Genomic DNA, 18,457 nt, shown 5'->3' on the forward strand with positions numbered 1-18,457 from the left:
CCTCATTTCTGCACCAGGTATTCGGGGCAGGCCATCACCAGCGCGATGGCCGACCAGATGCGCTGCTTGCGCGCCCAGTCGCTGTCTGGATTGATGCCCGCCAGCGCGTCGCGAATGATGGTGATGGTGGCGCTGGACAACTGGCCTGCGGCCAGCAGCAGGTTGAGTCGGGCCACCAGTGCCAGCGGATCGTTCACCAGGGCCATTTCCCGGGTGTAGTTCTCGACCCAGACCTTGCTCGTGCTGTTGCCCCAGACGCCCCAGGCAATCACGTCCTGGATGAAGTTCAGGTAGCCCGCCACCGAGGTCTCGTTGGTGATCTGGAACTCTGGCGCGGCCTGGCCACGCATGGCCAGCGCCGTGCCCGGGGGCACGTAGCCGGGGCGAAAGAAGTTGAACACCGAAGGGCTGCGCAGCGGACTTTGGCCCAGTTCGTCGGAAGGATCCGACAAGTCCCACAGGATCCACTGGCCATCGCTGGATTTCGCATCGAAGGTGCGTGCCCATTGCACCAGGCGGAGCATCGGCTCGCGCAGCTTGCCCCAGGCTGGTCCCTTGAGCGTCGGGTCCTGCCGCGCCTCCGGATCGAGCAGCACGGCACGCGTGACGGCGCGCAGGTCGCCGCGCACGCCGGCGCCGTTGTCATCGAAGGCCGCTGCCACGCGACGGACATAGTCTGCGCTGGGGTCGCTCGTCACCAGGCGCTGGATCAGCTGGCGGCCGAGGAACGGCCCAACGTTGGGGTGGTTGAACAGGATGTCCAGCGCCTGGCGCAGCCGCGTCGGACCATCGCCGGCCGGCACGGTCTGGCCCAGGAAGCTCACGTCATCATTGGCGTGCCGTGCTGCGTTGAAGCGCATGGGCTTCCTGTAGGGGGCCGGATCCGTGGTGTGTTCGTTGCCGTTCTTGTCGAGCTCGTAGCCGGTGAAGATGCAGGCCAGGTTGCTGACGTCGGCGGCGCCGTAGGTTTCGGTGGCCCGGCCGCCGCGCAGGCTGCCGTCGACGTTCAACTCGTGCAGGCCGATCGTGAACAGCTGCATCACCTCGCGCGCGTAGTTCTCGTCCGGCACGCGCCCGGCGGCATTGGCCTTGCGGTTGCCCAGCGTATTCAGGTAGGCGCCCATGGCCGGGTTCAGCGTGATCGCCTCCAGCAGCTCGCGGAAGTTGCCGAAGGCGTGCTGGTTCAGCAGGTCCCAGTAGGCGGCCATGGCAAACGAGGGCCAGTAGCCATCGATGCCGTTGCTGGAAACCACCAGGATCTCGGACCACGCCAGCGCCACGCGCTTGCGCACTGCGTCGGGCGCCATGATGAGCTGGTGCCACATCATGCGGTCGGCGTAGTTGTTGAAGCGGATGTCGGTTTTCTGGTAGCCCCCGCGCACCAGCCAGTCCCAGCCGCTGGCGGAGCGTGGTGCGCTCATCTGCTCCTCGAGCCAGCGCGCGTAGCCCTTGGCGCGCACCGCGGCGATCTCGGTCTCGCTGGACGAGAACTGTGCCTGCTGCAGGAAGCGCGCGGCCTCGGCGTCGGTGTCGGGGCCAGGAATCTCGTAGGGCGGGTCCGGCAGGCCACCGGATGCGGACTCGTCGCCACCGCCGCCACAGGCGGCGAGGGTGGTCGCCAACCCCGCCGCCAGGGCAGCGCGGCCAGTCTCGCGCGGAGGCGACAGGACGGCAGGGTCGGTCGGTGAGGCGGTCGGCAGGATGGGCGCGGCCACGCTGGGGGTGCCCGCCGGGATGTCGATCGTCGTCATGCGGTCCTCGGTCTCCATGGATCCCGGGCGCCTCTGGCGGGCTGCGTCCGGGCTCTCGCTCCCGGGCCGCATTACACCCGATTCGCGCGCGTTCCTGTGCGGGATTGCACGACTTTCGGGATCAGCTGTTGCGAATCGGTCGCATCCTGGTCATGTTCGGATCGATTGAAGCATCGCGTCCAGGGCTCGCGCCTGGGCGTCCGCGGCGTCGGCCACCAGGCGCCGGCGCCCGGGCACGGCACGCAGCCAGGTCAGTTGGCGTTTGGCGAGCTGGCGCGTGGCGGCGATGACGCGTTCGCGCAGCTGCCCGGGCGGCCAGTGCTCATCCAGCGCCTGCCAGGCCTGCCGGTAGCCGACAGCGCGCAGCGCGGGCAGCGCTGGCGAGAGGTCGCCGCGCGCGCGCAGGGCGCGCACCTCGTCCAGCAGGCCGGCGGCCAGCATGGCGTCGAAGCGGGCGGCGATGCGTGCGTGCAGCCAGGCCCGGTCGTCCGGTTCGAGCGAAAAGAAGGGCGGCATCGCACCGGGTGACGGCCGCGTCCGGGCAGTCCCGTGCTCCGCATGAAAGGATGACAAGGGCCGTCCGGTGAGTCGCCACACCTCGAGCGCACGCTGGATGCGCTGACTGTCGGCCGGCGCCAGGCGCGCCGCCGTGACCGGGTCGACTGTGGCCAGTTCGGCGTGCAGCGCCGGCCAGCCGTGGGTCCGCGCCTGGGCCTCGAGTGCGCGGCGCAGCGCCGGATCGGCCGGCGGGAGTTCGTCCAGCCCCTCCAGCAGGGCCTTGAAGTACAGCATGGTTCCGCCCACCAGCAACGGCAGTCGCCCCCGCGCCTGGATTTCAAGCACCAGCCGGCGCGCATCGCGCGCGAACTCGGCGGCGCTGTAGGGTTCGGTCGGGTCGCGGACGTCGATCAGGTGGTGCGGCACGGCGGCGCGCTCGGCCGCCGTCGGCTTGGCGCTGCCGATATCCAGGCCGCGATAGACCTGGGCCGAATCGACGCTGATGATCTCCAGTGGCACATGCGTCGCCAGCGCGAGCGCCAGCGCGCTCTTGCCGCTGGCAGTGGGGCCGGCCAGGCACACGGCTCGCAGGGGCGGGACGGACATCAACGCCCGCGCAGGAACAGCGCGTCGAGTTCGCGCAGACCCAGTTGGCGCCAGGTCGGGCGGCCATGGTTGCACTGGTCGGAGCGCTCGGTGGCTTCCATCTGGCGCAGCAGGGCGTTCATTTCCTCCAGCGTCAGGCGGCGGTTGGCGCGCACGGCGCCGTGGCAGGCCATGGTCGCCAGCAGTTCGTGCCGGGCGCGCTCGATCACGGTGCTGGCTTCGTGCTGGGCCAGTTCGGCCAGCACGCTGCGCGCCAGCTCGACGACGTCGCCGCCCGCCAGCGCGCTGGGCACGGCACGCACCGCCAGGGTGCGTGGCGAGAAGGCGCCGATTTCCAGTCCCAGCCGCTGCAGCGTCTCGCCGTGGGCTTCGGCGCAGGCAACCTCCTGTGGCGTCGCCGCGAAGGTGGCCGGAATCAGCAGCGGCTGGCTGGCGATCCGCGCGCCCTCGAGCTGGGCCTTGAGCCGTTCATACACGATGCGCTCGTGCGCCGCGTGCATGTCGACGATGACCAGCCCCTGGTGGTTTTCCGCCAGGATGTAGATTCCCTGCAGCTGCGCCAGTGCGCGCCCGAGGGGCCAGTCGGAGGCGACCACCGGCGCGTCGGTCGGCGCCACCAGGGTCGTGCCGCCCGGTGCCGCCTGCCAGAGCGTCTGCAACTCGGCCACCGCCTGGGTCGCTGCCGCCGGCGCCGGCGCGCCCAGGTGCAGCCAGGCCTGCGTCGGGCCGGGCCAGGCCAGCGCTGCCGCACCAGGGCCGGGCAGCCGGTCCGCTTGCGCGTCGCCTGCGCTGTCGGCCGTCAGCAGCGTGGCACGCGGGATCGCCAGCGCGCCTTCGATTGCCTGACGCACGGCCTGGTGCACCTCGCGACCGTCGCGAAAGCGCACTTCGATCTTCGTCGGGTGGACGTTGACGTCGACGCGCGCCGGATCGATGGCCAGGCGCAGCACGTAGACCGGCTGGCGCTGGCCGTGCAGCACATCCTCGTAGGCGGCGCGCACAGCATGCATGATGACCTTGTCGCGCACGTAGCGGCCGTTCACGTAAGCGTACTGCTGGTCCGCGCGCGCCCGCGCCATGTCCGGCACGCCGGCCCGGCCCGTGATGTGCAGCGGCCCGGCACGGTGGTCGATGGCCACGGAACGCGCCAGGAAGTCGTCTCCCAGCACCTGCGCCAGGCGTCGGTCGAGCGCGTCGGCACCCGCCTGGCGCGGCCACTGTTCGACGCGCCGGCCCTCGTGCCAGATGGCGAAGCCGACGTCCGGGCGCGCCAGCGCGTGGCGTCGCACGGCCTCGACGCAATGCGCCAGTTCGGTGGCATCGCTCTTGAGGAATTTGCGCCGCGCCGGCACGCTGAAGAACAGTTCCCGCACTTCCACCGTGGTGCCCTGGGCGCGCGCGCCGGGCCGCAGTTCGCCGCTGCGCCCGTCCAGCCGCACGGCCTGGCCCTGCTGCGCGGCGCGCGTCAGGATGGCGGTTTCGGCAATCGAGTTGATGGCGGCCAGCGCCTCGCCGCGAAAGCCCATGGTGTTCACCGCCTCCAGTTCCGCCAGGCTGGCGATCTTGCTGGTGGCGTGGCGCTTGAGGGCGATGGCCAGCTCGTCCGGGGCGATGCCGGCGCCGTCATCTTCCACCGAAATCAGGCGCACGCCGCCGGCCAGCAGGCGCACGGTGATCTGCGTGGCGCCGGCGTCGAGTGCGTTGTCCAGCAGTTCGCGCACCACCGAGGCCGGACGCTCGACCACCTCGCCCGCGGCGATCTGGCTGATCAGCTCGTCCGGCAATTCCCGGATGGGGCGTTTCGGTGGTGCGGTCACCGCGCCGATTCTAGGACCTTGCGGTTACAGTACCGGGCATGCCGAACAGCTTGCGCGCCCTGCTTCTGTTGCTGGTCCTGGCGGCTGCCGGCGCCGCGCGCGCTGCCGCGGGCGAGACCGGCACGACCCCCGCGCTGCTCGAGTGCGCCGCCGATGATCAGGCGCAGGAGCGCTTCCTGCCAGTGGAGCTGCTCAACGGCCTGCCGCTGCCGCAGGTTCCGGAGCTGAAGTTCCTGCCCGTGGACCGCAGCTATTCCTATGTTGCGGGATCGCCCGATGGCAAGGTCTGGCGCGGCGAAACCGAGCTGCGGGGACCGGTGTCGTGGGTCGGAGCCGGCGGGGTGACCTACGAGGTCTACGAACGCAAGGTGCCGCAGGCGCACGAGCGCTTTGCGCTGGTGGCTGGCGGCGACGCCATCGGACGCGTCTACGACCAGCGCTGGGGCAACTCCACCAACGAGGGAAAGTTTCCCGTCGGTCTCTGGAAGCAGGGCGAGACGCGCAGCTACGACATGACCTACCACACGAGCCGCGGAGAGTCCGCGGGCCAGACATCGATTGAGATCGTCAAGCTCTCCTGTGTCTACGACGACGTGCCCGGTGCCGTGCAATACCGCTGGCGCGCCACCCGTGGGAACCTGGACTACGAGTACATCTACGTTCCGGGCCGCGGACTGGCGCAGGTCTACGTGCGCTCCGCAGGGAGATTCTGATTGGATCTGGCGCTGCAACTGATCGATTTCATCTTGCACGTCGACCGCTACCTGGGTGCCTTCGTGGCGCAGCACGGTGCCTGGGTCTATGCGCTGCTGCTTCTGATCGTGTTCGTCGAGACCGGCGTGGTGGTGATGCCCTTCCTGCCCGGCGACTCGCTGCTGTTCGTGGCAGGGGCGATGGCGGGGGCTGGCCACATGAGCTATCCATTGGCGTGCGCGGTGCTGCTGGTGGCCGCCATCGGCGGCGACCAGTGCAACTACAGCATCGGCCGTTTCTTCGGGCCCAGGGTGTTCCGCTGGGAAGACTCGCGCTGGTTCAACCGCCGCGCCTTCGACAAGGCGCACGCCTTCTACGAGCGCTACGGCGGCGTGACGGTGATCCTGGCGCGCTTCATGCCCTTCATCCGCACCTTCGTGCCTTTCGTGGCTGGCGTCGCCGACATGCGGCGCGCCAGCTTCACGCTCTACAACGTCGCCGGCGCGCTGATCTGGGTGCTGGGCCTGGTGACGGCGGGCTACCTGTTCGGCAACCTGTCCTGGGTGCAGGCCAATCTCTCGAAGATCATCTGGGCGCTGATCCTGGTGCCCGGCCTGATTGCCCTGTACGGCGGCTGGCGGGCCGGACGGGCAGAGCGTGCGGCCGTGCGCGCTCCGCGTTGAGCGCCAGGCGTGCGGCCCCGAGACCAGTTCGAGGCCCGATGTGCTCAAGCCCTGATGAGAACACCGAGCCGAGCTTCAAGCCGGCACCAGGCAGATCGTCACCAGCAGCGAGGCATTCTGCACGCCAGTCAGTTCGTGCGGCTCGCCGCCGGGCAGGTGCAGGAAGTCGCCCGGGTGCATGCGCTGCATGGTTTCGCCGATGCGGAAGTCCACCACGCCCTCCAGGCACTGCACGGTGATCTCGCCGGCCACCTGGTGGCCCGGCATGGTCTTGCCGGCCAGCAGCACGACGCGGATCACCTCGAGCTGCGGCGCCTTCAGCAGCGCGTAGGAGGGGGTCTGGGCCAGCTTGTCGCCCAGCGGCAGCACGCTGCCGATCTGTCCCGGGGCCAGGTGCGGTTGTGCCATGAGATGCTCCTCTGTGGAACGCCGTGTCCGCGCACGGCCTGGCCCCGAGCCTACACCTGTCGGCTGCGCGCCAGCGGCGGGTTGGCGGCGAAGTACTTGGTGATGCCGCTGATGAGGGCATCCGCCAGCTCGTCCTGGTAGGCCTGGCTGCGCAGCTTGCGCTCTTCCTGCGGGTTGCTGATGAAGGCGGTCTCGACCAGCACGCTGGGCACGTCGGGATTGCGCAGCACGGCGAAATTGGCGCGCTCGACGCTGGCCTTGTGCAGTCGGCCGACGGTGCCGATGTGGCCCAGCATGGCGTGGCCGAGCTTGAGGCTGTCGCGGATCTGGGCCGTCGTGCTCATGTCCAGCAACGCGCGCTGCACCAGCGATTCCCTGCTGCTCGCGTTGACGCCGCCGATGCGATCGGCATCGTTTTCCTTGCTGGCGAGCCAGCGCGCCGCCGTGCTCGAGGCGCCGCGCTCGGACAGCGCGTAGACGCTGGCGCCGCTCGCCTCGGGGCGCATGAAGGCGTCGGCATGGATGCTGACGAACAGGTCGGCGCCGACACGCCGGGCCTTCTGCACGCGCGTGGCCAGCGGCACGAAGAAGTCGGCATCGCGTGTCAGGTAGGCGCGCATCGGGTTGCCGGCCACGGCGCTGCTGTTGATGCGATCACGCAGCTTGAGCGCGATCTGCAGCACCACGTCCTTCTCGCGCGTGCCGCCGGGGCCGATGGCGCCCGGATCCTCGCCGCCGTGTCCCGGGTCGAGCGCCACGATGATCAGGCGGTCGGTGACGGCGGCCTGCCTGGGCGCCTGAGGGCGCGCTGGCGCACGCGCGACGGCGCTGCCGCCGCCGGTCATCGTGTTGGCGCGCTCGATCTGGCGCGCGATCAGGTCGCCCAAGGTGTCGGGCGCGGGCCGCGAGGCGCCGGGTGCGCGCGGGGCGGCACCCAGGTCCTTCATGCGTGCGGCGATCAGCTCGGCCAGTGGATCGGGCGGGCGGCTCGGGTAGAGGTCGAACACCAGCCGGTGCCGGTAGGCCGCCACCGGGTCCAGCGTGAACACTTCGGGCCGGATGTCCTGCTTGAGGTCGACCACCAGGCGCACCACGCTGGGCGTGTTCTGGCCGACCCGGATGCCGGCGATGTTCGGGTCGTCGGCGCGCACCTTGGCCACCAGCTCGCGCAGCGTCGGGTCCAGTTGCAGGCCCTCGATGTCGACCGCCAGGCGTGGCGGCGAGCCGACCAGGCGGTGCGTCGCCCGCAGCGCGCTGTCCGATTCGATCGTCACGCGCGAGTAATCCTCCGCGGGCCAGATGCGCACCGCCATGATGCCCGCCCCATGGGCGATCTCGCGCGCGCCCAGCAGCAGCACCAGACCGCCCGCCTGGAGCACGGCGCGGCGCGAAGGTGCGTGCGAGCCGGGCCGATTCATGCCGACAATCCCTGCAGCAGGCGCGCACCGAGCGCCGTGTGCGCGTGCACGCGCACGGCGCGCCGTGCGTCCGCTTCGACGCGCAGTTCCAGCACCAGGTCGGCGGTTGGCAGCAGCGGCGCGGCGCGCTCCGGCCATTCGACCAGCTTCAGGCCCGGCGCGACAAACACGTCGCGCAGGCCCGCGTCTTCCCATTCGCGCGGATCGCCGAAACGGTAGAAGTCGAAGTGCGAGATCGCCAGGCCATCCGGACCCTCGTGCGGTTCGAGCAGCGCGTAGGTCGGGCTCTTGATGCGGCCGCGCACTCCGAGCGCGCGCAGCAGGTGGCGCACGAAGGTGGTCTTGCCCGCGCCGAGCTCGCCGCGCAGCTCGATGCAGGCATCACGCAGCCCCGACTGGCGGGCCAGCGTACGCGCCCATGCCGCAGTGTCGGCTTCGTCGTGCCACACCAGCTCCAGCGTCGGTCGACTTTCTACAATGGGCGGGTGACTGGGCATGGCGGGCGCATTGATTCGCAGGCGTTCCTGGCGTCGGTACGTGACTGGGCGCGGGAACTGGGTTTTTCGCACGTCGGCGTGGCGGATGTCGACCTGTCCAGTGCCGAACCCGGTCTGATGCAGTGGCTGGCTGCCGGGTTCCATGGTCGCATGAACTACATGGCGGCGCACGGCCTCAGGCGCGCCCGTCCGGCCAAGCTGGTGCCCGGGACCCTGAGCGTGATCACGGCGCGCATGGACTACCTGCCGCGCGACGCGCCGGACGACTGGGCCGCGGCGGAACGCGCGCGCCTGCTGCGGCCCGAGGAAGGCGTGATCTCGGTCTATGCACGCGGCCGCGACTACCACAAGGTGGTGCGCGCGCGCCTGCAGAAGCTGCAGGACCGCATCGCGGCGCACCTCGGGGCCTTCGGCCACCGCGTCTTCAGCGACTCGGCGCCCGTGCTGGAGGTCGAACTGGCCACGCGCAGTGGCCAGGGCTGGCGCGGCAAGCACACGCTCACGCTGTCGCGCGAGGCCGGCTCGATGTTCTTCCTGGGAGAAATCTACGTCGATGTCGCGCTGGCGCCGACGCCGCCCACCACCGACCACTGCGGCAGCTGCACCGCCTGCATCGACGCCTGTCCGACCGGAGCCATCGTGGCGCCGTACCGGCTTGACGCGCGCCGCTGCATCTCCTACCTGACGATCGAGAACGACGGACGGATTGACGAGGCCCTGCGTCCGCAACTGGGCAACCACGTCTACGGCTGCGACGACTGCCAGACCGCCTGTCCCTGGAACAAGTACGCCGGGCGCAGCGAGCTGCCCGATTTCGACGTGCGCGCGGGCCTGGCGGGCGCCAGCCTGGTCGAGCTGTTTGCCTGGAGCGAGGCCGAGTTCCTGCAGCGCACCGAAGGCAGCCCGATCCGGCGCATCGGCCATGAGCGCTGGCTGCGCAACATCGCGGTCGCGCTGGGCAACGCGCTGGCGGCCCTGCCCGAGGGTGATGCGCGGCGCCAGCCCCTGCGCGCTGCACTGCACGCACGCGCGGAGCATCCGAGCGTGCTGGTGCGCGAGCATGTGAAGTGGGCCCTGGCGTGTTGACATGATGCTTGTTGCCATGATTTTCCATCAATCACAGCTACCTGGCGAGCATAGCTCGCTGTCATTCTTATAGCATCCAGCGCGTGGTGTCAACCGTGAAGTGTTCACGGTTCAGGGCGTGCGTGCGCTTGGATGCGCATGGCTTGTCGGTCGGCTGGCTTCCGCGGGACCCGTGTGCGGACTCGGCAGCCGTGCATGCAGCGCTCCATGCGGGCGCTGCGGCGCGGCGCCAGGTGGCCAGCGTCGCTGCGGGCGTTGCGTGCCCTGCCGCATCGATTGCCTGAGAATGGCGAGCACCGGCTCTCGTGCCGGAAGACCGGGCTGTGCCGCTGCCGCGTGCGGCGGTTCGGGCTCCCTTCGCCTGGCATGCCAGGCTTCCGCGATTCGGAGAAACACCATGACAGCTGCCCTCACGCTGCGCCGCGACGAGAAGGACCCACGCTGGTTCGGGCTGTACCGCGCCACGGTCGCGGACCCGGTCGATCCACAGAGCGAGGGCCGCGTGAAGGTGACTTTCGTGGCGCCGGGCAGCCCCGTGCGGGGGCGGGCCGAGGCCTGGGCCACGCTGCTCACGCCGCACGCCGGCGATGGCCAGGGCTTCCAGGCCATGCCCGATGTGGGCGCGCAGGTGATGATCGCGTTCGAGGCCGGCGATCCGGACCGGCCCTGCGTGGTCGGGGCCTGCTGGGGCGCCGGGCACAAGCCACCGGAGGCGGTGCAGGCAGGCCACCCCATGCGCACGTGGACGTCGCGTGCCGGCAGCGTGCTGCGCTTCGACGATGCGCCAGGCGCCGCGCGGGCAACGATCGCGACCCCCGGCGGCCAGCGACTGGTGCTTGACGAAGCGGCGGATGAAATCGTGATCGAGCACCGCAGCGGGTGCCGGATCCGCCTGACCAGCTCCGGGGAGGTGGTCATCGACGCCGGGTCGGCTCTCAAGATCAGCGCCTCAACGGTCAAGGTCGACGCCGGCATGGTCCAGTGCTCGGGAGTCCTGAAATGCGACACCCTGATCGCCAACAGCGTCGTCGCGTCGAGCTACACCCCGGGAGCGGGAAGCGTCTGGTGATTCGCCGGACACGGCCGGCGTCGCTCGCGTCGTCAGCCGTGTCCCTGAATGCGACGTCTCATCCGGCCGGGTAGGGGGCGAGATACGCCAGCGCCCATGGCAGGCTGAGCGCGCCCAGCGCGGTCGACAGTGTCACCAGTCCGGCGACGTAGGCGCCGTTGTAGCCCATGCGCGCGGCCAGCACGTAGCAGCTCGACGAGGTCGGCAGGGCCGAGAAGATCAGCAGCGCCGTGGTCTCGACCGCGCCCAGGCCGAAGGCCCGCGCCAGCAGCCAGGCCGCAAGCGGCTGCAGCACGTGGCGGATCGCCAGCACGCCGGCGCCCAGCGCCTTGTTGTCGGCCACGCTGCGCAGTTGCATGCCGGCGCCGGCGGCCATCAGGCCGAGCGCGATCGAGGTCGAGCCGATGCGCTGCAGCGTGCCGCCCAGCCACGCCGGTGGCAGCAGGCCCAGGCCATTCGCCGCGAGGCCGAGCAGGGTGGCGATGATCAGCGGGTTGCGCGCCAGCTCGCGGCCAAAGCCGCGCTCGCCGTGCCGCGCCATCGGCCAGACCGCACCCACGTTGGCCAGTGGCACGCAGACGCCGATCAGCACTGCGATCATCTGCTGGCCGACCGGGCCGGCCACGCGCTCGGCCATGGCCAGGCCAATGAACGAATTGAAGCGAAACGCGATTTGCGCGCTGGCCGCGTGCTCGCGTGCATCGAAGCGCCCGCGCAGGCCCGGCAGGTGGGGCAGGGCGTAGGCCAGCACGATGCCGCTGGCGCCCAGGGCCAGGCCGGCACCCATCAGGGTGGAAGCGGTGTGCAGGTCGAGCGGCGCGCGCACGATCGACTGGAACAGGAACACCGGAAACAGGAAGTAGTAGACCAGCTGCTCCACCGCCAGCCAGACCGGACGGTTCAGGGGCGTGTGCAGGCACAGCAGGTAGCCGACCAGGATCAGCGAGAAGTCGGGCAGCAGCAGTTCAATGAGGTGCACCGCGCGAGCATAGCGGCCCGGGTCGGCACGCGCGGTCGGGCCGACTGGCGCAGGCCCCGACTTGTCGTTACGATTATCGGCTGCGTCCGTTTCCCGAGGAACCCCATGAACATGCAACGTCGACACTGGATCGCCTTGGCCGCCACCACCCTGGCCAGTGGTACCGCCTGGGCCCAGGCCTATCCCAGCAAGCCGATCCGGCTGATCGTTCCGTTCGCGCCCGGCGGCACGACGGACATCGTCGCGCGCGTGGTGGCCGAGCCGCTGGCGAAGGCGCTGGGACGCCCGGTGGTGGTCGAGAACAAGGCCGGCGCCGGCGGCGCGATCGGTGCGCAGGAACTGGCGCGCGCGGCGCCGGACGGCTACACCCTGGGCATGGGCACGGCCTCGACCACGGCGGCCAACCCGGCCATCAACCCGAAGCTGGGCTACGATCCGGTCAGCGACTTCGCACCAGTGGTCAACCTGGCCGCCACGCCCAACGTGCTGGCGGTGGGGGCAGGGTTCCCGGCGCGAAATTTCCAGGATTTCATGGCACTGCTCAAGCGCGAGCCGGGCAAGTATTCGTATGCGACGCCGGGCACGGGCAGCATCGGCCACCTGCAGATGGAGTTGTTCAAGAGCCTGGCGGGCGTGTTCATCACGCATATCCCATATCGGGGTGCCGGGCCCGCGCTGAACGACGTGGTGGGCGGCCAGGTGCCGATGATCCTGGACAACGTGCCCTCGGCGCTGCCCTTCATCAAGAGCGGCAAGCTGGTGGCGATCGCGGTGACGGCGCCCGAGCGGCTGAAGGAACTGCCCGACACGCCGACGTTCGCCGAGGTCGGGTTCGAGCCGGTCAACCGCATGGCCTACTACGGCATCCTGGCGCCCAGGGGCACGCCGGTCGAGATCGTCGACACGCTCAACGCGGCAGCGCTCAAGGTGTTGCAGGAGCCGGCGGTGAAGAAGCGCATCGAGGAAACCGGCTCGGTCATCAACGGCGGCACGCCGGCGCAATTCGGACAGCTGATCCGCGACGAACTGGCGGTCTACCGCGAGGTCGTCAAGCGCCAGAAGCTGAGTCTCTGAGGTTGCGCCCCGCGCGCCGCAGCGGCCAGCGCGTGCCATGACCGGCAACGCCGCGCCCGGAGAGACCGCCATCGACGTCTTCATCGATGCGCTGTGGCTGGAGGACGGCCTGGCGCCCAACACGCTGGCCGCCTATCGGCGCGACCTGGAGTTGTACGCGCGCTGGCTGCGCGAGGCCCATGGCCTGCTGCCGCTGCAGTCGCAGGAGCACCATCTGCTGGCGTATTTCGCGGTTCGCGCCAGTTCACGTGCGACCTCGGCGAACCGGCGCCTGACGGTGTTCAAGCGCTATTTCCGCTGGGCCCTGCGCGAGCGCCTGATCGACGCCGATCCGACGCTCAGGCTGCTCGCCGCCCGGCAGCCGCTGCGCGTGCCAGGCACCCTCAGCGAGGCGCAGGTCGACGCCTTGCTGGCGGCGCCCGACGCCGACACGCCGCTGGGCCTGCGTGACCGCACCATGCTGGAGCTGATGTATGCCAGCGGCCTGCGCGTGAGCGAGCTGGTGGGGCTGAAGACATTTCAGGTCGACCTGAACGCCGGCGCGCTGCGCGTGCTCGGCAAGGGCAGCAAGGAGCGCCTGGTGCCTTTCGGCCAGGTGGCGCGTCGCTGGCTGGAGCGCTATCTGGCCGAAGCGCGGCCGGCGATCCTGGGCGCGCGCCAGAGCGAGGCCCTGTTCGTCACCGGCGCCGGCCGCACGCCCGGCACGGCGATGTCACGCGTGATGTTCTGGAACCTCGTCCGGCGCTACGCGCGGCAAGCCGGCATCGGCACGCCGCTGTCGCCGCACACGCTGCGCCACGCCTTCGCCACCCACCTGCTCAACCACGGCGCCGACCTGCGCGCCGTGCAGATGCTGCTCGGCCACGCCGATATCTCCACCACCACCATCTACACCCACGTCGCGCGCGAGCGGCTGAAGGACCTGCACGCGCAGCATCATCCGCGCGGCTGAAGCCTGCTGCGGTGGCGTCCGGCTGCGGGGATCTGCGGCGCCTCGATGCGCTGGCCGCGTGCGAAGGTTGCGCCTGCGGTTGCGCCCTGTGGCCACACGCTGTGCGCGGGGGGTCGCCCAGGCCACCCGAGGGTGGGAAATCCCTTGGTTGACACTCGGTAACAGGCTCTATACGCTGGCATTCGCCCTGGCAGGAAGTCATGGGTTGCCGGGATGAGTTGAAGGCGCAAGCCTGCTGCTCGTGCGTCCCGCGTCCTGCAATCATCCAAAGAAGGAACTGGAGATAATGACGACAGAGACAAAGAGCCCCCAAGATCGTTCACGGCGCGGATTCATCGGCGCCGCGGCAGCTGGCGGGACTGCGGCACTGGCAGCTCCGTTCATCGCCAATGCACAGGCGGGCAAGACCACAACCTGGAAGGTCCAGACTTCCTGGCCGGCCGGAGTCGGTCTCGACACCTTCCGCGCCTGGTGTGACTCGATCAAGGAGAAGACCGGCGGCGAACTCGAGTTCAAGGGCTTCGCGGCAAAGGAAGTGGTGGGCGACTTCGAACTGCTCGACGGCGTCAAGAACGGCGTGCTCGAGGCGATGAACTCGTTCACCGTCTACTGGGTCGGCAAGATGCCCGCGGCGGCCTTTCTCAGTTCCTACCTGATGGGCCTGCGCTACCCGCATGAGTGGGACGTCTTCTTCTACGGCCGTGATGGCCTGAAGATGGCGCGCGAGATCTACGCCAAGCAGGGCCTGTACTACGTCAACCGCATCCACCACGGGCCCAACCTGATCCACTCGAAGAAGCCGATTCGCTCCATCGAGGACTTCCAGGGCCTGAAGCTGCGCGTGCCGGGCGGCATGATCGCCGAGGGCTTCGCCGCGGCCGGCGCGCGCACCACCCTGCTGCCGGGCGGCGAGGTGTTCTCTGCGCTCGAAAAGGGCACCGTGGACGCGGCCGACTACACCGGCGCTGCCGTCAACTGGGCGCTCGGCCTGCAGCAGGTGACCAAGTACATCACCATGGGCCCACCCGGACTGGAGTGCATCTACCAGCCGGTCGACCTGATGGACTTCGCCGTCGGCATGAACCACTGGAACGCGCTGTCGCCCAAGATGAAGCAGTTCCTCGAACTCGAGACCGAGGCCTATTCGGTGCAACACCATGCGGCGATCCAGAAGGCTGACATGGAAGCCTTCCCGAAGTTCATCGCGGCCGGCATCGAGATCAACCGACTCGGCGCCGATGACCTGGAGAAGTTCCAGCGCATCGCGGTGCCGATCTGGTTCAAGTGGGCCAACAAGGACAAGGACGCGACCCGGGTCTTCAAGCAGCAACTCGAGATCATGGAGTCGCCCGCCTTCGGCTACGTGACGCCCGACATGTACAAGGGCGAGAAGCTCAATACCTGACGCAGCATCCACAGTCCTCCCCTGAGGCGGCCGTGCTGTGGAATGGGCAGCGCGGCCTCCGCCAGGGTCGCGCCACCCGCTGGCACGATCCGCTCACACCCGATCGATCCTTGTCCACCCACGCCACTCGGCGTCCCGCGTGCGTGCCCTGCGGCGCGCCGTCGGTTCTTCCTGTCTGCAAGAGAACGGCGCGAGCCGAGCGGCTTGCTGGAGCGAGCATCCCATGCCTGCCTTGACTTTTGTCCTGCCCCACTGGCTGTATTGGTCGGGCTTGATCGTCTTCCCGTTGGTCGCGATGTGGCTGGTGCGCCGCCAGGAGCGCCGCGGTCCGGGGCCACGTCCGTCGAAGTTCCTGGCCTACCTGTTCTGGTTGTGCTCGGGCTTCCTCGGATTGCACCGCTTTTACCTGCGCAATCTCTGGGGGTTCGTTTTTGTGGCCCTGTTCGTCGGCATTCTGTATGCGAACGGCCATATCCACGAGGAGCGCGAGAACGTCTCGCGCACGCGCGCCGAAGCCCTGAAGGCCACGACGGCGCTGGAGCGCGCGCAGAAGCGCGTTGACGCGGACGCCGCCAGCGTCGACGCAGCCGAACTCGAGCAGCTGCGCGCCACGGCGCGGCAGGCGAAGGCCGGGCACGATGCGGCGGAGGGCGACATGGCCTACTGGCGCAATGTCATCACCGGCACGGGCGGCGTGATCGGGGTGCTGCTGCTGATCGACGCCTTCCTGCTGCCGGGCCTGGTGCGCAAGCGCCGCGCCATCGAGATGGGTGCGCAGGCGGCGGCTCCCACGGATATCGGCGCCGTCGACCCGGGCTCCAACGTCGCGGCCAAGGACGCTGCGCTGCGCCGCGGCTACCCGGCGGCGACGCGCTGGATCGATTCCATGAACGGCTGGATCGGGGAGTACGTGTCCTACTGGGCGATCCTCGCCGTCTTCCTTTACTACTACGAGGTGCTGGCGCGTTACGTACTGAACTCGCCCACCAACTGGGTCCACGAAAGCATGTTCCTGATGTTTGGTATGCAGTATGCCTTGTGCGGTGCCTACGGCTACCGCGACGATTCGCACGTGCGGGTCGACATCCTCTACACCCGGCTGTCGCCGCGCGGCAAGGCGGCGTGCGACGTGCTGACCTCGGTGTTCTTCTTCATCTTCACCATCACCCTGCTGGTCACCGGCTGGCGCTTTGCCATGGATTCGGTGGGCGTGGGCGAGACCTCGTTCACCGAATGGGGCATCCAGTACTGGCCCGTGAAGCTGATGCTGCCGATCGGCGCGCTGCTGATCGTGCTGCAGGGCATCGCGCGCCTGGCGCGCGACATCGGCGTGCTGATCGGACGCATTCCCGTGGTCACGGCGCAGGAGGTCTGAACCATGGGGCTCGAACTAAGCATCGAATGGCTGAGCCTGCTGCTTTTCGGCTCGCTCGGCATCCTGCTGCTGCTGGGCCTGCCGATGGCCTTCTGCACCGGCTCGCTGGGCGTCATCTTCCTCTACGTGTTCGGGTCGCCGGCGATCCTGAACATGCTGCCTTCGCGCGTGTTCCCGTTCATGACGGACTACCAGCTCTCGGCGGTCCCGTTGTTCATCTTCATGGCGGCGATGCTGGAGAAGGCGGGGATCATCGAGGAACTGTTCGACGTCATCTACAAGTGGCTCGGTGGGTTGAAGGGCGGACTGGCTTCGGCCACCGTGGTGGCCTGCACGGTGCTGGCCGCCATGGTGGGCGTGGTCGGCGCGACCGAGATCACCATGGGCATGATCGCGCTGCCGGCCATGCTGCGCAAGAAATACGACCCCAAGCTGGCTTGCGGCGCCTTGCTGGCCGGCGGCACGCTCGGCATCCTGATCCCGCCGTCGGTGATGGCCATCGTGTACGCGGTGGTGGCGCAGCAATCGCTCGGCGAGATGCTCGCCGGCTCGGTGTTCCCGGGGCTGCTGCTGGCGGGCCTGTACGTCGGTTACATCACCATCCGCGCCTACATGAATCCGGCGCTGGGGCCCGCGCTGCCCATCGAGGAGCGCGTCGACATGCGCGAGAAGATGCGGCTGCTGCGCTCGACCATCACGCCCGTGCTGTTGATCATCCTGGTGCTGGGAGTGATCTTCTTCGGTGTCGCGACGCCGGTCGAGGCGGCCGGCATCGGCACCTTCGGCGCATTGTTCGTGAGCGCGCTGCACCGGCGGCTGACCTGGGCCGCGATCCAGGACGCGGCGCTGGCCACGCTCAAGGCCACGGCAATGGTGATGTGGATCTTCTTTGGCGCCACCATCTTCGTCGGCTTCTTCATCGTCAAGGGCGGCCAGACCTTCGTGGCGGACCTGATCCTCGGCACCGGCCTGTCGGCCTACGGCGTCCTGTTCGTGATGATGCTGATCCTGATCCTGCTCGGCATGTTCCTCGACTGGGTCGGCATCCTGCTGCTGACGGTGCCGATCTTCCTGCCGATCATGGCCAGCCTGGCCTTCGATGGGGTGTTCGGCCTGGCCGGCGTGCCGGCCGAGAAGGTCGGGCTGTGGTATGGCGTGATCTTCATGGTGAACATGCAGATGGCGTTTCTCAGTCCGCCATTCGGCTATTCGCTCTTCTACCTGAAGAGCGTGACGCCGCCCGAAATCTCGCTGGCGATGATCTTCCAGTCGGCGATCCCGTTCCTGCTCCTGCAGGCGCTGGGCCTGACTCTCTGCATCATCTTCCCGCAGATCATCCTGTGGCTGCCGGGACTGTTCTACAAGTGAAGCCGATCCTGGGGCGGTGACGGCGGCGCGTGGCGGGCGTCGGCCCGGCGCCGCCAGTGCTTCATCGCGGCGCAGCGAGACCGCGCTGCGCCCGCAGCGCGCGCACGCGAAAGCGCGTCACAGGAGCGCACCGACGCGGGTGTGTGCCGTGGTGACATGCGCGCGCGTCAGGCGGGCGGCGGCCTCGCCGTCGCCGCGCGCGATCGCCTCGACGATCGCGGCATGCTCGTTCCAGACGTCGCGCGCCAGGTCGCGATGCCGCAGCACCTCGCTCATGGAGCGGCGCAGGTGGTGCCACTGGGTCTCCATCATCTGCAGCACGAGGGGATTGCGGCTGGTGCGGTAGATCCAGCGATGGAACTCCACGTCCGCCTGCAAGGTGGCGTGGGCGTCGCCCAGCGCCGCCACCTTGCGCCCGTGGTCCACCAGGGCTCGGCCCGTGATCACCTGCTTCGGGGTGGCGCGCGCAGCCGCCAGAGCGGCTGCCAGCGGGTCCAGCGCGGAACGCAGCTCGTAGATGGCATCGAAGCGCGAGCGGTCGATCGGAGCCACCTGGAGGCCGCGCCGGCCGCGGGCTTCCAGGAAGCCCTGGCGCTTGAGTTGGCCCAGGGCGATCAGCACTGGCTGGCGCGACACGTGCATGGTCTCGGCCAATTCATCCTGCCGCACGGCTTCGCCGGGCATCAGCGTGCCCATGCAGATCGCGTCCAGGACGCGTTCGTAGACCTGGTCGACCAGGGAGCGAGGGCGCTCGACGGAATCAAGGAACATGTTGCGA

The 18,457-nt window shown here is 69.2% G+C and carries 17 protein-coding genes; 9 read left to right on the top strand and 8 right to left on the bottom strand.

Annotated features, from left to right (window positions below; translation table 11 throughout):
- Positions 1–2: 2 nt before the first annotated feature.
- The 3 genes from PKA16_RS07190 to mutL all read right to left on the bottom strand — a co-directional run bounded on the left by PKA16_RS07190 (position 3) and on the right by mutL (position 4,681).
- Entirely contained in the window at positions 3–1,769 is a 1,767-nt protein-coding gene (locus PKA16_RS07190; RefSeq protein WP_324401800.1) for a DUF1800 domain-containing protein, read from the bottom strand.
- Positions 1,770–1,901: 132 nt separating this feature from the next.
- Positions 1,902–2,855 carry a tRNA (adenosine(37)-N6)-dimethylallyltransferase MiaA gene (miaA, locus tag PKA16_RS07195; protein ID WP_324401801.1) on the bottom strand — a complete coding sequence of 318 codons (954 nt, stop codon included), beginning with the start codon at positions 2,853–2,855 and terminating at the stop codon, positions 1,902–1,904.
- Complete coding sequence (gene mutL / locus PKA16_RS07200) at positions 2,855–4,681, bottom strand: DNA mismatch repair endonuclease MutL (protein WP_324401872.1); 1,827 nt, start codon at positions 4,679–4,681, stop codon at positions 2,855–2,857. Before mutL ends, miaA begins: the two co-directional genes overlap by 1 nt.
- Positions 4,682–4,710: 29 nt before the next feature.
- Here mutL and PKA16_RS07205 point away from each other — a divergent pair, with 29 nt between their 5' ends.
- Positions 4,711–5,385, top strand: a complete 675-nt coding sequence (locus PKA16_RS07205; RefSeq protein ID WP_324401802.1) for a hypothetical protein — start codon at positions 4,711–4,713, stop codon at positions 5,383–5,385.
- The gene (locus PKA16_RS07210; protein ID WP_324401803.1) at positions 5,386–6,048 is read left to right on the top strand and encodes a DedA family protein; all 663 of its coding nucleotides are present in this window, start codon (positions 5,386–5,388) and stop codon (positions 6,046–6,048) included.
- A gap of 75 nt (positions 6,049–6,123) precedes the next feature.
- Here the strand turns inward: PKA16_RS07210 and PKA16_RS07215 are convergent, their stop codons facing one another.
- The 3 genes from PKA16_RS07215 to tsaE are packed head-to-tail and all read right to left on the bottom strand — an operon-like array spanning position 6,124 to position 8,371.
- The gene (locus PKA16_RS07215) at positions 6,124–6,456 is read right to left on the bottom strand and encodes a cupin domain-containing protein (RefSeq protein ID WP_324401804.1); all 333 of its coding nucleotides are present in this window, start codon (positions 6,454–6,456) and stop codon (positions 6,124–6,126) included.
- 50 nt (positions 6,457–6,506) lie between these two features.
- Positions 6,507–7,874 (bottom strand): N-acetylmuramoyl-L-alanine amidase, encoded by a 1,368-nt coding sequence (locus tag PKA16_RS07220; protein ID WP_324401805.1) that lies wholly within the window; start codon positions 7,872–7,874, stop codon positions 6,507–6,509.
- Positions 7,871–8,371 (bottom strand): tRNA (adenosine(37)-N6)-threonylcarbamoyltransferase complex ATPase subunit type 1 TsaE, encoded by a 501-nt coding sequence (gene tsaE, locus PKA16_RS07225; protein ID WP_324401806.1) that lies wholly within the window; start codon positions 8,369–8,371, stop codon positions 7,871–7,873. The genes PKA16_RS07220 and tsaE overlap by 4 nt, the downstream gene beginning before the upstream one ends.
- Between tsaE and queG the strand changes: the two genes are divergently transcribed.
- Positions 8,360–9,457 carry a tRNA epoxyqueuosine(34) reductase QueG gene (queG, locus tag PKA16_RS07230; RefSeq protein WP_324401807.1) on the top strand — a complete coding sequence of 366 codons (1,098 nt, stop codon included), beginning with the start codon at positions 8,360–8,362 and terminating at the stop codon, positions 9,455–9,457. The genes tsaE and queG overlap by 12 nt on opposite strands.
- A 397-nt stretch (positions 9,458–9,854) precedes the next feature.
- Entirely contained in the window at positions 9,855–10,526 is a 672-nt protein-coding gene (locus PKA16_RS07235; RefSeq protein WP_324401808.1) for a phage baseplate assembly protein V, read from the top strand.
- A gap of 58 nt (positions 10,527–10,584) precedes the next feature.
- Here PKA16_RS07235 and PKA16_RS07240 read toward each other — a convergent pair whose 3' ends face one another.
- Positions 10,585–11,505: an AEC family transporter gene (locus PKA16_RS07240; RefSeq protein WP_324401809.1), complete on the bottom strand. Its 921-nt coding sequence runs from the start codon at positions 11,503–11,505 to the stop codon at positions 10,585–10,587.
- Positions 11,506–11,616: 111 nt separating this feature from the next.
- Between PKA16_RS07240 and PKA16_RS07245 the strand changes: the two genes are divergently transcribed.
- The 5 genes from PKA16_RS07245 to PKA16_RS07265 all read left to right on the top strand — a co-directional run bounded on the left by PKA16_RS07245 (position 11,617) and on the right by PKA16_RS07265 (position 17,679).
- Entirely contained in the window at positions 11,617–12,579 is a 963-nt protein-coding gene (locus tag PKA16_RS07245; protein WP_324401810.1) for a tripartite tricarboxylate transporter substrate binding protein BugE, read from the top strand.
- 37 nt (positions 12,580–12,616) lie between these two features.
- Positions 12,617–13,531: a site-specific tyrosine recombinase XerD gene (gene xerD / locus PKA16_RS07250; RefSeq protein WP_324401811.1), complete on the top strand. Its 915-nt coding sequence runs from the start codon at positions 12,617–12,619 to the stop codon at positions 13,529–13,531.
- Between the two features lie 286 nt (positions 13,532–13,817).
- Positions 13,818–14,936 carry a TRAP transporter substrate-binding protein DctP gene (dctP, locus tag PKA16_RS07255; RefSeq protein WP_324401812.1) on the top strand — a complete coding sequence of 373 codons (1,119 nt, stop codon included), beginning with the start codon at positions 13,818–13,820 and terminating at the stop codon, positions 14,934–14,936.
- A 223-nt stretch (positions 14,937–15,159) separates the two neighbouring features.
- Positions 15,160–16,311 (top strand): TRAP transporter small permease subunit, encoded by a 1,152-nt coding sequence (locus PKA16_RS07260; RefSeq protein ID WP_324401813.1) that lies wholly within the window; start codon positions 15,160–15,162, stop codon positions 16,309–16,311.
- A gap of 3 nt (positions 16,312–16,314) precedes the next feature.
- Entirely contained in the window at positions 16,315–17,679 is a 1,365-nt protein-coding gene (locus PKA16_RS07265) for a TRAP transporter large permease subunit (RefSeq protein ID WP_324401815.1), read from the top strand.
- A 117-nt stretch (positions 17,680–17,796) separates the two neighbouring features.
- Here PKA16_RS07265 and PKA16_RS07270 read toward each other — a convergent pair whose 3' ends face one another.
- On the bottom strand, positions 17,797–18,450 hold the full coding sequence (locus PKA16_RS07270) for a GntR family transcriptional regulator (RefSeq protein WP_324401816.1): 654 nt from the start codon (positions 18,448–18,450) through the stop codon (positions 17,797–17,799).
- Positions 18,451–18,457: the final 7 nt, after the last annotated feature.

Source organism: Ottowia sp., assembly GCF_035325765.1.
GTDB lineage: Bacteria > Pseudomonadota > Gammaproteobacteria > Burkholderiales > Burkholderiaceae_C > Ottowia.

Coding starts and splice junctions, on each gene's coding strand:
- PKA16_RS07205 (WP_324401802.1), top strand. CDS start 4,711: ATGCCGAACAGCTTGCGCGCCCTGCTTCTGTTGCTGGTCCTGGCGGCT.
- tsaE (WP_324401806.1), bottom strand. CDS start 8,371: ATGCCCAGTCACCCGCCCATTGTAGAAAGTCGACCGACGCTGGAGCTG.
- PKA16_RS07265 (WP_324401815.1), top strand. CDS start 16,315: ATGGGGCTCGAACTAAGCATCGAATGGCTGAGCCTGCTGCTTTTCGGC.
- xerD (WP_324401811.1), top strand. CDS start 12,617: ATGACCGGCAACGCCGCGCCCGGAGAGACCGCCATCGACGTCTTCATC.
- PKA16_RS07245 (WP_324401810.1), top strand. CDS start 11,617: ATGCAACGTCGACACTGGATCGCCTTGGCCGCCACCACCCTGGCCAGT.
- dctP (WP_324401812.1), top strand. CDS start 13,818: ATGACGACAGAGACAAAGAGCCCCCAAGATCGTTCACGGCGCGGATTC.
- miaA (WP_324401801.1), bottom strand. CDS start 2,855: ATGTCCGTCCCGCCCCTGCGAGCCGTGTGCCTGGCCGGCCCCACTGCC.
- PKA16_RS07270 (WP_324401816.1), bottom strand. CDS start 18,450: ATGTTCCTTGATTCCGTCGAGCGCCCTCGCTCCCTGGTCGACCAGGTC.
- PKA16_RS07215 (WP_324401804.1), bottom strand. CDS start 6,456: ATGGCACAACCGCACCTGGCCCCGGGACAGATCGGCAGCGTGCTGCCG.
- PKA16_RS07190 (WP_324401800.1), bottom strand. CDS start 1,769: ATGGAGACCGAGGACCGCATGACGACGATCGACATCCCGGCGGGCACC.
- PKA16_RS07260 (WP_324401813.1), top strand. CDS start 15,160: ATGCCTGCCTTGACTTTTGTCCTGCCCCACTGGCTGTATTGGTCGGGC.
- PKA16_RS07235 (WP_324401808.1), top strand. CDS start 9,855: ATGACAGCTGCCCTCACGCTGCGCCGCGACGAGAAGGACCCACGCTGG.
- PKA16_RS07220 (WP_324401805.1), bottom strand. CDS start 7,874: ATGAATCGGCCCGGCTCGCACGCACCTTCGCGCCGCGCCGTGCTCCAG.